Below are 13,624 nucleotides of genomic sequence, written 5' to 3'. Positions count from 1 at the left end.
AGAATGCCGAATGAAGTGAAAGACGAACAAGTGAATAAACCAACCCCAACGAAGCGGAAACAGCACAAGGCTGAAAAAGCAGAAGCCAAATCTCAAAAGAAAACTTGGTGGGTTCAAATCCGTCTATTCCCAATCTGGCTTCGAATCATTCTCGTAACAGCTCTTTTAGTAGGTGCCATTGCAGCAGGATTGGTGATTGGTTTTGGCTACATCGGAGACGGTGAACCCGCAGATGCACTGAAATGGAAAACGTGGCAACACATTTTGGATATACTAAACGGTAAAGAGTCGTAACCCGGCTCTTTCCTTTATTTATAGATTGGTTTAATTTCATCGTTAATTTCTATTTATTTATAGATATGGAGCAAAACAGTAGAGACGCCCGCGGAAAGCGGAGCTGTTTTGCGGAATATCAACGGATTTAACATAGCCTTATTTATAGATCATGCTCAATAATTTCTAGCTACTTTCAACTGCTGGAAGAATGCTTTTCACAAATGGAGGGAATTCACGTGATATTATCAGCTCAACAAATACAAGAGATCTTACCACATCGCTACCCATTTTTACTCGTTGACCGAATTACGGAAATTGAAGACGGAAAACGTGCGGTTGGCTTAAAAAATGTCTCCATCAATGAAGACTTTTTCAATGGTCATTTTCCTGGTTATCCAGTTATGCCTGGCGTCTTAATCATCGAAGCACTTGCTCAAGTGGGCGGTGTGGCATTATTAAATAAAGAAGAAAACAAAGGCCGTCTTGCTTTCTTAACTGGCGTTGATAACTGTCGTTTCAAACGTCAAGTAGTACCAGGTGATCAACTTCGCTTAGAAGTGGAATTCACTAAAATTCGAGGTGCCATGGGCAAAGGACATGCAATCGCTACAGTAGACGGGGAAATTGCATGCGAAACCGATATCCTTTTTGCACTCGGTCCAATCGTTGAAAAAACTAATTAATGGTCAACTATTACCCACTTTGTTTAATGCTGACCGTCTATGGGAATAATAGGATAGAGGGTTCAGCTAAGTAGGAGGTACTATTCTTCATGTATAAACAATTACCATCTGGAGTCAAAAGTAGCATTACTCGCTCCATTTCCATCGTTTTTGAAAAATATATGGCTTCCATAGAGTGGGCCGAAGATCGATTCAGCATGGAAGATTTCAGTCAAGAGTGGGGCAAATATATAAAATCCGCATCATGGAAAGACAAAGTGTCGCAAGAATCCATGCTACATCCTGATTTTCATGAAGAAATTGCTAAAAAAATAAATCAGGTGATTGACAAAATATTGAATGAGCCACCGTCTGAAGACCAAATTGCAAAAATTGAAATCATGCAGGAACAACTGAACACTCATTACGATTATGCGTGTAAAGCAGAAGCATCATACGTTGAATCAATATTGAAACAAAAAGTTATTACATAATCGGATAGTTCTCTCCTTTCTTGGGCAATATACTGAGAATCACATTTAGTGTGATGATCTCGACATGAAAGGAGGGACTTTTTATGTGGAAAAAAGCGTCGTTTGTCTTAGCTGCAAGTGCGTTGTTATTGGTGGGTTGTAATAATAATGATAATGATGTGCCCCCAGCAAATGAAACACCGATGGAGGATGTCCGTGACGAAGGAAACAATTTGGGAAATGATGTAGAAGATGCTGGTCAAAGATTGGAAGACGATTTAACGGATGATGATAGAAATCTACAACCAGACGTAAATCGTGGAACTAATGATCAAGGCATTGAAAACGGTACAAATGGTACTTATAACAACGGTACAAATGGTACTACTACAAACGGAACAACCGTCAATGAAGAAGAAATTCTAAAAGACGATATGAATAAGAACAAATAGAAAACAAAAAAGACTTGGCTAAACATTAGCCGAGTCTTTTTTTAGTTGAGGACGATTACGCATATCTTTTTCGAAACGAGTGACCAGGGCTTCACCTGATAAGCCTTCTGTGATTAGTTCAGCTAGCAACTGCTCCGCATATTTACGACGTATACGTTTTAATGTTCCTTTAAATAACACTGAAACATAATCCCCGATTTTTTTCACCGAGTATACAGCTACTTCAAAACTCGCCGGTTCATTTTCAGGATACGAAATGACGATTTTCACTTCCATCACTTCGCCAGTTCCCTCAAATTTCTCGAAAAACGTACTATCCTTTTTATCGACATACATTTCAATAATCCACGAACGATGGCTGTTTTCTTGATTAATAATGATGCCATCTATGAGGGGGATGGAAATATTTTGGTCCTCTTGAATAACTGTCATGGACATCATCTTAAATGTTTTCAATCTGATCACAGCCTTTCCGTCAAGTTTACTTAAATCTAGTATACCACATATCAAAATAACTTTAAAAAGTAGCCAAAATCGAATTGTAGCATAGTGAGTTCTGACTTACAGCAACAAAGGATGGGATGACTTTTAAAGATCTTTGTATCCCACAAAAATGAATTATTCCCTCGATGAAACCAGGCAAACTAAATTTTTGGTCCTTTGCCTACAATTTATTTCTCTTTGTACAATGAATTCAATAAGCGGGAAGGAGGTGAATAAATGAATCAAGTCGGGTTGATTGGACGCATGACAAAGGATCCGGTATTAAGGAGATTGTCAGAAGGAAGAGTGCAAGCAAATTTTGTCCTCGCTGTACAGCGTGCCTACAAAAGTGCAAAGGCGGATGAAGCCGATTTCATCTTATGTACCGTATGGGGGAAACTCGCAGAACACACAACCAAGTATTGTGGCAAAGGCTCACTCGTTGGAATCAACGGACACATCCATTCTAGATCCTATCAAAAAGAAGATGGAAACCGCATCTTCGTAACAGAAGTGATCGTCGAAGCAGTCCAGTTTTTACAAACGAAACCAAAAACGAATACAGAAGAATCTTCTGAACGACCTTATGTAAATAAAGAAGCCCAAGCCAAGAGTGACTTTATCTTCACAAAGGAAGAGCACAAAGAATTACCAGTTGTGTAACACCAAACGCCTCGGCTGACCGCACCGTAGGCCAACACAACATTTCTCAACTCAAAAAGAAAGGAATTCACCCAACATGAATGCATCACCTGAACATCTCATTCGAATGGAACTACATATCGAACAACTCATTCGAATGATTGCCAACTTAAACGAGAGAATACAAGTGCTCGAGCACAAACACCAAGAACCCTGCTTAAAAGTAGTGGGGAACTAAGCAACACCCTGAATGACAAGAGAGGAAAACCGGCCGCGTGAAGCACGGCCGGTCTTGTTATACATAACGAATCTGGTAAGTATTTTTCATAGCTAGAGTGATTTGAGCCACAATTTAAGAGGCAATTGTGGCTCTCTCTGTATCTCAGAGAATCACCTTGCGAGCGAGTGGCAGACTCTCGCTTTACAGAACCAACACCACGGAACGGACGCAACCACGAATTGGGGCCAAAATGATTGCTTGTCCAGATAAATCAATGATTAGTCCAGATATCGCAATCCCTTATCCAGATATCCCTCAAAATAGCTAATCCTATTAAACGAATAACAGAAAACGAGATTGTTGGGGAACATTTATCAGCAAATGATTGCTTGTCCAAATAAATCAATGATTAGTCCAGATATCACAAAGGCTTGTACAGATATCGCAATACCTTATCCAGATATCCCTTCAAAACAGCCAATTCCAACAAAAAAAGTGCCTGTCGGTCAGTCCGACAGGCACCCATTGAATCTTTACCCTAGTGTTAGCAAATCTTTCAAATCATCGTCTGCAAGCTCGGTAATCCACGTACTGGATTGAATTAGATCTTCGGACAATGCTTGTTTATCGGCAAGCAGTTTGTCGATTTTTTCTTCGATGGTGCCAATCGTCACAAACTTATGCACATGGACAAACAGGGTTTGCCCGATGCGGTAGGCACGGTCGGTTGCTTGATTTTCAACTGCTGGATTCCACCAGCGATCGGCATGCAATACGTGGTTTGCAGCGGTTAAATTCAGTCCCGTTCCGCCAGCTTTCAAGGATAAGATAAAGATTGGGAATTCTTTTTCCTGGAATGATTCAACTAATCGGTCACGCTGAGCTTTTGGCATACTGCCTGTCAGGAACGGCGGATCGATGTCGTGTAACTCGCTCAAACAGTGCTGCAACAGGTTACCCATGCCAATATACTGCGTGAAAATGAGACACTGTTCACCGCGAGCGGCGATTTCGGCTGCGAGTGTCACAATGCGAGCTAATTTTTCAGAACGCTCCATCATATACTCCGCTTCACCAAACCCCTCTTTCAGATAAAGGGCTGGGTGATTACACAATTGCTTCAGCTTGCTTAACATTTTTAAGATAAGGCCTTTTTTCTCAAAGCCCGTTAACGTTTCGAGCTTAAATAGTGTCTCTTGAATCAAGCTTTCATAGAGAGCCGCTTGCTCAGTCGTTAATGGGCAATACTCACGTTGCTCTTGCTTATCCGGTAAATTCAATAGTAAGTCCGGATCTTGTTTGGTCCGGCGCAATAAAAACGGGCTGATTTTCGTACGTAATTTTTGCTTAATGCTATCTGAATCATCGCGTTCAATCGGTGCAATATAGTTTTCCTGGAACTTACGGAAACTGCCTAAATACCCTTTATAAATGAAATCAAAGATTGCCCACAGCTCCGACAAGCGGTTTTCAACCGGCGTTCCTGTCAGTGCTAAATGATGTTCTCCTCGTAATTTGCGAATCGCACGGCTTTGTTTCGTGTGCATATTTTTAATGTTTTGAGCTTCATCAAGCGTCACACTTGCCCACTCGATTTCACTCAGCGATTCCGCATCTTGAGAAGCTGTACCAAACGTCGTTAACACCACATCTGGTTTCATCTGAGTCAGTTCGGCAGCAAGCGATTCATCTTTCGAACGCGACTGCCCATAATGCACATGAACGTCTAAATCAGGAGCGAAACGTGCCAACTCTTTCTGCCAGTTTCCTAAAACCGATGTCGGGCAAATAATAAAGGAAGGCTTATCCGAAATATTGGTCCGATGCACATGCAATAAATAGGCAATCAACTGCACTGTTTTCCCAAGACCCATATCATCCGCTAAACAGACGCCAAATCCTTGCTCACGCATAAACACAAGCCAATCAAAACCTTGTTGTTGATACGGGCGTAATTCGGCTAATAAATGAGGGGATAACAAAGTGCTCGGCAATTCTTTTTTATCTTGCAATTGCTCCAAATATTTTTGCAACGACTGATTCAATTCAAATTGGAATAATGGATCGTCATTTTCGTCATCGTCATCGTCATTTTGAACAAGGGCATCCGGCAATTCGCGGAATAACAGTTCTTTAACTGTCCAATTTTCTGATTCTGTCTGGTCCATTAATTGACGAATTTCATGCATCCAGTGTGAATCAATTCGGAACCACTCATTACCTGCACGAATGTATTCGCGATTTTCATCGACCATTTGCTTGAATTCATCTTCCGTGATCGCATGCCCGTTCAATGAGAAATTCCAATCAAACGTCAATATTTCATTTAACCCAGCAGTCGTTTTGTATGACGTCGTATTGGCATTCGATTTGACACGAAGTTTGGATTCCTTCACGGCTTTTAACCAAGAAGGCAAAATCACTTCAAAACCAAGTGCTTGCAAGCGGGCAGCGTCGTCTCGTAAGAAATGACGAACATCCAAATCGCTGAAAGTAACCGATAAAAACTTTTGAGGATCCGCTTCAATATCCATTAAATCAATCATGTTGGATTGGGTCTCATGCACAAAAGAAGCATGAACTTTCCACTTATCAGGCAGAGCATCCGCAATGATCGCTTGTTTCTTGCGAAATGGTGGTGTCCAGTGAACGGAACTTCTTTTGCCACGGATAACCGTTTCAAGCGTCCATTCATCAGACAAGGACTCAGGTTCGCTTAAGCGCAGTGCAACTTGAACATCAGCTGAACCCACCTGAGGTCGTAGCGGCCAACCACCTTGTTTGAAGAAGGGCAAGAGTGTTGGAATATCCGCCAATGTTAAACCAGCACCATACAACTTCTGTTGAATAGCTAAAGTCAGCATACTTTTCGCGTCAGCCGATACTTCATCAGAAGAAAGAAGGAGAGAACCTTCGTCAAACGTGATATCGTTCCACAACGTAGGCGAGCTCCAAAGATTCGAAGCTTGCTGAATCGTCGCAATCGTTGACTCATCTTGCTGAGAATTTCCGCTTACATGAACATAGGGATGTTTGATGGAAGGAGAAAATAATTCGACCAATTCAAGTGCCGAAAAACGAACTTCTTCTTCGAGGTGCAACCCATAAAAAGAAGTCTCATGTTGAAATGCAAGAAAAGAAATCCATTGTTCGGTAAATAAACGCATGCCCTCTTCGTTATAGGCATGCACCGTGGTAAGTCCATCCTCAGCCAGTGGTTCGAAAGAAAGGATTAAATTTTTCATAAAAGGCGATACATGGGAAGTCATAAAGGCAAGTTTCCTTTCAGTATCTCTTCTTGAAGTGCACGTAAGCGGCGGTATTTCGCTTGGATCTCGTTAACATAGGAATTCCAATAGTCGGTTTTGCCGCCTTTTTTGGCAGCCAATTTCATTTTCTTCCAAATCCGCACCGCTTGTTTATAGTTATGACGACTGCGTTCACGCACTTCTTTCAGAGCTAAGACATGATAAAGTGGCAACACCGTTTCGGGTGCTTCTTGAATCACCGTCTTCATGCCACAAGATTCTGCATAATCAAGTGTCGACCCAAAACGGTGGTGAAGAGCGACCCAATCGGAAAATCGTTGTTGATCAATTAAAAAATCAGAGTACGCACGCACACCGAATGAACCAAACTGCCAAAACAGTTGTTCACGTTCATCATCCGGCATGTCGATTGATTTATAGAGCTCATATAATTTTGAAACAAACACCGAGCGGTTCCATGCCGATAAATACGTATTCACATATTCAAAAATATGGGGGCGCATCGCATGCAAGATGATGGTTAATGAAAGCAAATCATCTTGTTCCTTCGCAAGTTTTGCAAGGTGCATCCATTCCGGCATATCGGTGGCTTGGATTTTATCCGTAATCGCACGTAACTCTTCAGGCTGCTTTAACAACACGCAAAATAACGCGCGAAATAGTTCGTTATCGAAACTTTTTTGTTCTTCCAAATACGCAAATTCACTTTCGCGACGTCCTTTTTCCGTAAACAAAATCACCCAAAATGCATGGAATAAATTGAAACGAAGATCGGGCATCACTTCCAGCTCATACACAATATGACGTACCTGCGATACAAGAGCATCATAAAAAGGGTCCGCTGCAAATAGTCGAGGTTTACTAGAAAGAATCATCAATTGGTGTTGCATATCCTCAATATCGGTTTGAATCGTTGCGCGAAACAAATTCGGATCCATGTCACTGCTTACTTCAAACAATAGACGGATAAGGACCGTACGGGTGTAAACGACATAAAGCGGCTGCCACTCACGTTCAAACGGCATGAATTTCTTTAATTTTTGTTTCATCTGATTAATGGAATTGTCGATATAATATCGTTCTTTCCAAGACCATTCGCCTGAAACCGCGTTAAATGTCGATTGAACAATCGCATCCCAAGAACGGGGAGTTCGCTTGTTAGCCAGCAACGAAAGTTGTTCGGACTTTTTCAAACGCCATTCTTGAAGCCACTCAGATAATGAAAACTTTTGCATATATAAACTAAAAATAACGGCTAAACTGTGCCGACATAAACTCTTATCTGGGCAAGAACACGTCACTTGCTCCTCCACCAAAGAAACGGTGACCATAACCGGAGTTACATCTTGTACTTTTGCTTCTAATTCATGTTCATACGGATCATATGAAAGTATACGTACAGCCCCGTTGCGAACGGAGAAAGAAGCTCGACGAACAAGGTCTTCGTCATCTTGTTGCGAAGGGTGCAAGTCTTCAGAAATCGTTTCCATCCATTGTTGAATCTGGGATTGATAACGCACTGCTATATTAAATAATGAATGGCTCAATGATCACATCTCCAAAAAAAAACTTTCCTTTCATTATACGGCTTTTTCGTGGAAACCGTAAACAAAAGGAAAGAATTTGATTATAAATGTAGGTAGGCATGTAAAAATTCTTTAAACTTCTCTTTATCAGGAGAGGGTTTACTCGTGAACTCTTGAAATAACTTGAAAAAAGTAGGGTCTGATTTATATGCATGATAGACCGGATCGATGTGTTCTCCCCCATATTTGTAGGAAGGGTCATTGACACGCAATATTTTTTTTCGAGAGACTGTGGAAGAATGATAAATGACTTCATTACTAATCTCTCTTGGGATTTGATAGAGGGAACACATGGCACGAAAGACTGGAAGAGAGATGCTTTCGGGATTTGTTTCATAACGGGACAATGTACTCGGTGAAATATTAAGTAGTTTTGCCGCCTCTTTTTGAGTAAATTTAGCCAGTTTTCGAGAATCTGTGATTAATTCATGTAACTGCAAAATCAACACCACCTTAGATGCAGGTAGTCTAGACAAATACAGCTCCTTTGTTTGGAATTACCGCATTTTTAAAACGGCATTTCAAAAATGATATATTTTTCTTGAATAAATCTGAAAATTTAGTAGAATTCAATCAGATAATGACACATATTGGAACAAACACCATATTTTATGACTATGCATAGAAAGGTTGATTTGTATGCCCATCGTATGAAGTCGTATTACCTGGACTAAAACAAAGTGCAAGAAATAATCATTATGGTCAAGAATTCCTGCTCTACGTTACACCAAATGGAGAAAGAAAATCCGCTATTATTGCTTCCAATGATCAAGGGGTTGCCACAATTAAACGAATGACATTTGAATGCTTTGAAATTGAAGATATCAGGATTGATTTCTTCAATAATAAATGTTCGTTTATTTGCAAGGATCGAATTGGACAAGACATGGCATCAATCATTTACCGCATATTGCGAGGATTTTTGATTCAATACCACGAACAATCCATCGCTTTTTATACATATCGAAAACCGAAGAAATAAACATTGCCAAACTGCCTTTTAAAGGCAGTTTTTTGAAAATATCCTGCACGAAAAAGACCTTGTTGTGATACACTATAGTAATCAGAATATTTTGATAAGCAAGGAGGGGAATTACAATGTTACAAGTTCAATTGATGAAACCATTTTATTCGAAACGAGAAGGCCAAAAAATGAAATTGGTATTTGCCTATCAGTATTTTTCTATACTCAAAGATGAAGATCTTTTCCACTTCATTCCGATTGAAGGAAAAGAAATCATTGTCAATATGCATACGTACCAAGTCGAAAACTTATCCGAAGTTTTTGTCTTCCAAAAAGGCAATCGTTTTATCCGTTTGCCACTCTATCAATTATTGCTAGTGTCTGATATTCATATGCATTTGCAAACCATTTTACAACATGGTGAAGAAGAACGCGAACCTACGAGCGAAATCATAGAAGAAGCTAGCGAATTCATTACTTTGCTGGAAGAGGCAAACCTTAGCCGCATGATCGATTACGCACTACAAACACGTAATGAGGATCTATTTAAACGTTTACTACACTAAACCTTTGGAGGATATCATGGAAATGGAGCCATTTTGAAAACACCTACCTTATAAGATTTTTTGGTAGGTGTTTTTGTGTGGATTTTTTTTTAGAATATTGGATTCACAGCCTTAAAAACCGTGGCAGTTGGCTCGCCTGCTTTCCCCATTTTAGGGTAATTCCTACGTGAATGGCTATTTTTCCTACGTGACGGCACAAAATTCCTACGTCAACATCGTTTTTTCCTACGTGACCCTCGATTATTACAACTGAGCGGTTGCTCGGTCCTAAAGTACTCACTTCTCTTACAAAAAAACCGCTAAGCATGTGCGTGCGGGGCAATTCAGGCGTTCTCAGGGTTTTCGAGTGTACGAAAACCATTGAATGGGGCTGTTCGCTACGCTCGGCAGCCTTTTCTGTAAGGGAAGGATCGGAAATCTTTCGGGGATTGGGGGTAATTCCTACGTGAATGGCTATTTTTCCTACGTGACGGCACAAAATTCCTACGTGACCCTCGATTATTACAACTGAGCGGTTGCTCGGTCCTAAATTACTCACTTCTCTTACAAAAATACCCGCTAAGCATGTGCGTGCGGGGCAATTCAAGCGTTTACAGGGGTTATCAAGTGTACGAAAACCTTTGAATGGGGCTGTTCGCTACGCTCAGCAGCCTTTTCTGTAAGGGAAGGATCGGAAATCTTTCGGGGATTGGGGGTAATTCCTACGTGAATGGCAATTTTTCCTACGTGACAGCACAAAATTCCTACGTCAACATCGTTTTTTCCTACGTGACCCTCGATTATTACAACTGAGCGGTTGCTCGGTCCTCACCAAGACATGTAAAAACCCTTCTCCGATTGTGATTGAATCGGGGAAGGGCTTTATTTTGGCTTCAGCATACAACACGCTCCTAGATTGAAGTCAACAGATACAGAACAATGACAGAAATACTTGAACCAATGACACCGAATAGAATATCGACTGTATTAAGTCCAAATATTTTATCGTTTTTCATAATCTCACATCCTTTTGGGTTGGTTTTCTATTAGAAGGGAATGAAACCGTCTGGTCGGCTTAACATAATCTTATTGCGGGTAGAATCTGACATGGTGTCGTGCCAGGTGAGCACTTCTCATAGAAATCCGGATGGTATAGTATATGCAGAAAGTTTTCTTTGAGAGGGTATAGTAAGAGTGTAGGTATAGAGTAAGAGATTTATTCACGATTTTCGAAAATGGGAAAATTGGATTATGATCCGTTCTGTTGGAGTGAAATTCAATTTTACTTTTAAAATAAGGGGTCAAAATGCTATCTTGGGGACAAATGTTCCCATATAGTTCAACTCGATTTACAATATAGGAGAGCTATCAAACTGTGGGATCAGGATGATAGAGGAAGTTGGATTGCATACATAACGAAGCGGGGGAGATCACATCTCATTCCTACGCCGACCTGCTCGATATGTTTTCTCCCAGCAGCCTATTTAGGTGGGGGCCTAAGTCTTGCAACTGAAACATCGCAAAAAAGTGTGAGCCACCGGTGGGACTCGCACTTTTTTGCGTTTGGATCAGCTTTTTGTTTATATGACATAATCCACCTACTCCTTGATTTCATACTTGTTGGCTCTTGCGGAACGTGCGGGAACGCAAATGCGCGATAAAGGAAGAGTAAATATTTTCTAATTTGGGTGTTTTATTTTGGTCCAGTAGGGTAAACAGGAATGGGACTTCACTATAAATGCACATTTATACAAGGATTACAGACGTGGAGTAAAACTATTTCCCCATTTTAATAGAATACATAGGGTTAGCAGGTTACATATGATGTCGAAATTTGGTAGAATTAAGGATAATTAAAGCAATTGGTTATGGGAAGGGAACGCGATGATATGATTTTTGACTTTCGGTTTTGGCGTGGTCTTGCGAATCAGCAAGAATTAATTACAAATCTCGGTTCTTCGACAATGCGAGACTTTAAGAAACGTGTTTGGATGGTTGGTCTTTTCGGCCTACTCCTGTTTGTTTTGCAAGAAATCTGGGGAATGAACTCAGAGCAACTTACGACTTTGTATGCATTTGGCGGCAAAGATCCATATACGATTGCACGTCTGATGTCTCTCATTGGCATCGTTATTTGGGCAGTGCTCTACATGGCTTTTCACTTTTTTGGCATTGCGTTTCTATTAAACAAAATAACTGGCATTACACTTTCAAAACTAGCAGTGCTGCAATTGTTTGTAGTTGGTATTTTATTGATTGAAAAAGGCTTGATGTTCTTCATTTTCGTGTTGAGTGGTACCACAACACCGATCTCATTATTTTCATTTGGACCATTAGCAACAATCGTGTTTGAAAATCCATTTTTAATTCTGTTCTTTAATCAGTTAACCATCTTTACAGCCCTTATTATTGGACTGCAAGTTCGGTTTATCAGAGCGTTTACAGAAATGAATCCACGCACCATTGTCAGCATGCTCATTGCCATACATATTGCGATGTCCCTTATTACAGCTGCTATCGGCCTACTTCCACTCGAAGAATGGTTTGTGAGTTTTGTAGAAGGAGGTGCTTCTAATGAATAAATGGACAGCCATTGGGTTATCAATTGCCATCTCTTGTTTTATCGGGGGCAATGCCGTTTTACTTTTCAGCGACAAAAGCATCATTCCAAAGACCGTCTATGTAGATGAATATGAACGACTGACGACAGGTGATTTTGAGGAAGGACTTCCGAAAGAATCCCTTGTTGCACCTCTTACTACGTCGACTGTTTACTTAAAAAATGAAGATACAATTCAAGATTGGGTAGTCAAAGAAGGCGATGTTGTATCAGTAGGCCAGGAACTTGCGAAGCTCAACACGTCAACGGCTGACGAACAACGCACTGTTTGGGAAACTGAAAAACAATCCCTAGAACGCCAAATCACCGAAGTTAATTCAACCATCAGTACGTTGGAATCTGAGCGTGCCAATGCAGAAAGCACGAACAGTTCAACAGACAATTCATCAGATAACTTGATAGAAGGTCCTGATGACAATACATTGAATTTGGGAATTAACGTCGATGTTGGGGTAGATGTATACCAAGACGGTACATTCGCTCAGGCAATCGCCGAGGCTGAACAAAATCTGTCTGAAATCAATCAAAAATTAATGGTTGTGGATGCCCAATTGTCCCAAGAAGGAACAGCTGCTGTACTTAGTCCAGTGGAAGGCGTCATTTCAAAAATCCGCGATGACAACGGTTCACTTGCAATTGATATCTATAGCGCAGAAAAAATCATTGTAACGTACGCAACAGGCGAGCAATGGCAAGACATGCAAGCGAATGATCGTGTGAAAATCCAAGCAGACGGCATGGATGCCGCAATCGATGGGGTTATTTTAGAAATATCCCAAGTGCCAGCAAATGATTCCGATTTCTTATCAGCGTATAAAGTATTAGACCCTGAAGAACAAACGAATCCACTTGCTTACTATGAGATGCGCATTCAACCTAACCAACCGATCAACACGCTACCATTTGGAAATAATGCCAATGCAGTGGTCATTGTAAATGAAGCAAAAGAAGCGGTATCGATCAAAACAGCATGGCTCTATGATCGCTTTGAAAACAATGCCATTGCTCATGTCATTAATGAAAAGGGCAAGGCAGTAAAGACACCGGTGTCCATTGCTTTTGACTGGAAAACTCAATCCGTCATCAGTGAAGGTCTACAAGCTGAGTCAATCGTTGTCAACAAACCGCTGATTAATGACTTTAACTACGCACCATCGGTATTTTTCCCGATGCCGCTAGAAACGCCAACATGGCGATCAGTTAAAGACGCAGGATGGAAATTCTATCTTCGTCATCTCATCTTCTAAACTCACAAAAGGGCTCATTTCCATTGCGGAAATGGGCCTTTTTTTATATTATGAACAGCCCTCCAGCAATCTTCTTCCCAATGTCAATGGACACAGCAACATGGCAATCGGTCAAAGACGATGGATGGAAGTTCTATCTCAGACATCTTATATTCTAGCTAGTAAATAAAGGCTTCTTTCCGACT

At 40.7% G+C, this 13,624-nt stretch carries 13 protein-coding genes; 9 read left to right on the top strand and 4 right to left on the bottom strand.

What is annotated here, in order from left to right:
• The first annotated feature begins 3 nt into the window (after positions 1 to 3).
• The 4 genes from GY23_RS06180 (at position 4) to GY23_RS06165 (ending at position 1,863) form a co-directional block, all read left to right on the top strand.
• Positions 4 to 294 carry a DNA-directed RNA polymerase subunit beta gene (locus tag GY23_RS06180; protein WP_075618353.1) on the top strand — a complete coding sequence of 97 codons (291 nt, stop codon included), beginning with the start codon at positions 4 to 6 and terminating at the stop codon, positions 292 to 294.
• A gap of 221 nt (positions 295 to 515) precedes the next feature.
• Positions 516 to 959: a 3-hydroxyacyl-ACP dehydratase FabZ gene (gene fabZ, locus GY23_RS06175; RefSeq protein ID WP_075618932.1), complete on the top strand. Its 444-nt coding sequence runs from the start codon at positions 516 to 518 to the stop codon at positions 957 to 959.
• Between the two features lie 89 nt (positions 960 to 1,048).
• Positions 1,049 to 1,432: a hypothetical protein gene (locus GY23_RS06170; RefSeq protein ID WP_075618352.1), complete on the top strand. Its 384-nt coding sequence runs from the start codon at positions 1,049 to 1,051 to the stop codon at positions 1,430 to 1,432.
• Between the two features lie 83 nt (positions 1,433 to 1,515).
• A complete protein-coding gene (locus GY23_RS06165; RefSeq protein ID WP_075618351.1) occupies positions 1,516 to 1,863 on the top strand; it encodes a hypothetical protein in 348 nt (115 codons plus the stop codon).
• A gap of 18 nt (positions 1,864 to 1,881) precedes the next feature.
• Here GY23_RS06165 and GY23_RS06160 read toward each other — a convergent pair whose 3' ends face one another.
• The gene (locus GY23_RS06160; RefSeq protein ID WP_075618350.1) at positions 1,882 to 2,319 is read right to left on the bottom strand and encodes a YwpF family protein; all 438 of its coding nucleotides are present in this window, start codon (positions 2,317 to 2,319) and stop codon (positions 1,882 to 1,884) included.
• Between the two features lie 264 nt (positions 2,320 to 2,583).
• Here GY23_RS06160 and GY23_RS06155 point away from each other — a divergent pair, with 264 nt between their 5' ends.
• Positions 2,584 to 3,009 carry a single-stranded DNA-binding protein gene (locus GY23_RS06155; protein WP_075618349.1) on the top strand — a complete coding sequence of 142 codons (426 nt, stop codon included), beginning with the start codon at positions 2,584 to 2,586 and terminating at the stop codon, positions 3,007 to 3,009.
• Positions 3,010 to 3,085: 76 nt separating this feature from the next.
• On the top strand, positions 3,086 to 3,226 hold the full coding sequence (locus GY23_RS18435; RefSeq protein ID WP_169834554.1) for a hypothetical protein: 141 nt from the start codon (positions 3,086 to 3,088) through the stop codon (positions 3,224 to 3,226).
• A gap of 515 nt (positions 3,227 to 3,741) precedes the next feature.
• Here the strand turns inward: GY23_RS18435 and GY23_RS06150 are convergent.
• From GY23_RS06150 to GY23_RS06140, 3 genes are all read right to left on the bottom strand, one after another.
• Positions 3,742 to 6,477 (bottom strand): DEAD/DEAH box helicase, encoded by a 2,736-nt coding sequence (locus GY23_RS06150; protein WP_075618348.1) that lies wholly within the window; start codon positions 6,475 to 6,477, stop codon positions 3,742 to 3,744.
• Positions 6,474 to 8,024, bottom strand: coding sequence for an SWIM zinc finger family protein (locus GY23_RS06145; protein WP_075618347.1), 1,551 nt, complete (start codon positions 8,022 to 8,024; stop codon positions 6,474 to 6,476). The genes GY23_RS06150 and GY23_RS06145 overlap by 4 nt, the downstream gene beginning before the upstream one ends.
• A gap of 80 nt (positions 8,025 to 8,104) precedes the next feature.
• Complete coding sequence (locus GY23_RS06140; protein ID WP_075618346.1) at positions 8,105 to 8,503, bottom strand: helix-turn-helix domain-containing protein; 399 nt, start codon at positions 8,501 to 8,503, stop codon at positions 8,105 to 8,107.
• Positions 8,504 to 9,161: 658 nt separating this feature from the next.
• Between GY23_RS06140 and GY23_RS06135 the strand changes: the two genes are divergently transcribed.
• The 3 genes from GY23_RS06135 to GY23_RS06120 all read left to right on the top strand — a co-directional run bounded on the left by GY23_RS06135 (position 9,162) and on the right by GY23_RS06120 (position 13,439).
• Complete coding sequence (locus tag GY23_RS06135; RefSeq protein WP_075618345.1) at positions 9,162 to 9,593, top strand: transcriptional regulator; 432 nt, start codon at positions 9,162 to 9,164, stop codon at positions 9,591 to 9,593.
• 1,868 nt (positions 9,594 to 11,461) lie between these two features.
• A complete protein-coding gene (locus GY23_RS06125; RefSeq protein WP_075618343.1) occupies positions 11,462 to 12,154 on the top strand; it encodes a hypothetical protein in 693 nt (230 codons plus the stop codon).
• Complete coding sequence (locus GY23_RS06120) at positions 12,147 to 13,439, top strand: efflux RND transporter periplasmic adaptor subunit (RefSeq protein WP_075618342.1); 1,293 nt, start codon at positions 12,147 to 12,149, stop codon at positions 13,437 to 13,439. The genes GY23_RS06125 and GY23_RS06120 overlap by 8 nt, the downstream gene beginning before the upstream one ends.
• Positions 13,440 to 13,624: the final 185 nt, after the last annotated feature.

Origin of the sequence: Paenisporosarcina indica, assembly GCF_001939075.1 — a bacterium.
GTDB lineage: Bacteria > Bacillota > Bacilli > Bacillales_A > Planococcaceae > Paenisporosarcina > Paenisporosarcina indica.
Note: the sequence above shows the minus strand (reverse complement) of the source record. Positions and strands in the feature narration are given on the sequence as shown.